This window comes from Flavobacterium ponti, from assembly GCF_042652765.1.
Classification (GTDB): Bacteria; Bacteroidota; Bacteroidia; order Flavobacteriales; family Flavobacteriaceae; genus Flavobacterium; species Flavobacterium ponti.
On record NZ_JBHSGW010000006.1, the window covers coordinates 1 to 2,316 of the forward strand.

1 pseudogene is annotated in these 2,316 nt (G+C 38.1%); it reads left to right on the forward strand.

Features of this window, described 5'->3' with window-relative positions:
* Positions 1–2,316 (forward strand): annotated as a pseudogene (locus ACFO3U_RS07270) (hypothetical protein); the annotation flags it as partial.

The following is a 2,316-nucleotide window of genomic DNA, read 5'->3' on the forward strand; positions in this document are numbered from 1 at the left end:
GTTGATGGAGGATCTATTCAGACAGTAGTTTTAGATGCATCGGGTCAGGCAGTAATTACTTCACCGGTTTTATTGGGTGATTCAGAGTATTGTTTGGTTGATGTCACTTCAGATTCTACACCAGCCTGTACACAGGCATTAACTGCTTGTGCTACCATTACAGTTAATCCATTGCCAACGGTTTCTATATCTACGGCTACCCCATTAATTTGTGATGGTACAACAGCCACAATAGATTTTACGGGTACACCAGACGCTACAATTACGTATACTGTTGCTGGAGTTTCAAATACTATTGTTTTAGATGCTACTGGAAATGCTTCAGTTACGGCTTCAATTACTTCTACGTATTGTTTGGTAAGTGCAGCTTCAAATTCTACACCAGTTTGTACAGAGGCTTTCACGGATTGTGTGACCATAACAGTTATTCCATTACCAACGGCTTCTATAGTAGGAGATGTAATTTGTGAAGGAGATACAGCAGTAGTAACTTTTACTGGAACACCAGACGCTACAGTAAATTATACACTAGGAGGAGTTTCACAAACACCAGTTACGTTGAGTTCAACAGGAACGGCTACAGTTTCTTCTACACCGAGTGCAGGTATTTACACGTATTGTTTGGTTGATGTGACTTCAAACACAACACCAGCTTGTACACAAGCATTAACACAATGTGAAGATGTTCAGGTTTTACAAGCACCAGTTGCCAATCCAATCACAGACATTGCTGTTTGTGATGATAATAATGATGGTTTTGCAACGTTTGATTTAACACCATCAATAGTAGAGGCACAAGGAGGCGATGCAACGTTAGTTGTTACGATTCATGAAACACAAGCGGATGCTGATTTTGATTCAAATCCGGTATCAAGTCCTTATCAAAATATCGATCCAGATATACAGGTTTTATATATTAGAGTTGAGAATGCAGGAGGCTGTTATACGGTTATACCATTTAATATTATCGTTAATCCACGTCCGGAGTTGAATCAAAACGTGATGGATTATGAGTTGTGTGATGTAAATAATTCACCAGATGGTATTGAAATATTTGATTTAACGAATGCAGCTTTAACAGCAGATATTACAAATGGAGAGCCAGGATTAACGCTTTATTATTACGACAATCAAGCAGATGCTTTAGCAAATAATACAGCTAATGCAATTCCAAACCCAGCATCGTATCCAAATATGACTCCAAATCAACAAACGATTTGGGTAACCGCTCAAAATGCTGCATTATGTATTGATACAACTTCATTTGAATTGATTGTAAATCCATTACCAGTATTAAATACATTGAACGATATGAACGGTTGTAGTGATGGAGTAAATCCAAACCAAGCACCGTTTAATTTAACGTTGAACAATCCGTTAGTAATAGGCTCACCAGGCTATAATATTTCTTATTATGAGACGTTAGCCGATGCACAAGTGCCACAAAACGAGATAACAACTGTTCCTTATATCGGAACTGATGGTCAAGTTATTATTGTACGAGTTGAGAATGCTACAACAGGCTGTTATGACACGACAACGGTTCAGTTGAATGTAACTCAAGGTCCTGTGGCTAATACACCAACACCGCTTACATATTGTGATCCAAACAATGATGGTATTGGAATATTCAATTTACAGGATGCCTTAAATGATATCTCAGGAGGACCAACTCCAACAGGAGTAACGGTTACTTTCCACGAAACACCACAGGATGCTCAATTGGGTACCAACCCAATTACAGATGTTCCTTATAACAATATTGTACCAAATCAGCAAACCATTTATGTAAGTGTAAGTTACGCTTTAACAGGTTGTGCTAATTATACAGAACTGCAATTGATTGTAAATCCAACACCAGAGATTGTATCACCAGCAGAGCCATTACAAGAGTGTGATGATGCTGTAGCAGATGGTTTCACACAGTTTGATTTAACACAAGTAGAAGCAGAGGTATTAAATGGTATTGACCCAACTACGGTAACTATTACATACCATGAAACACAAGCAGCTGCCGATGCAGGCACACCAATTATTAGTAATGTTTTAAATTATACAAATTCAGCTAACCCACAAACGTTATACATCAGAGTGGAGTATAATGCAACGGGATGTTATTCGGTAGAGTCATTTGAATTAGTAGTGAACCCACTACCAATTATGCCAGTACCAGAAGACATTACCATGAGTTTGTGTGATGTGAACAATCCAGGAGATCAAATTGAGTGTTTTGATTTAAACAGTCAAATTCCAACGATTGTCAACGGACAGACTAATATGGTTGTAACATTCCACTTCTCACAAGCAGATGCTATA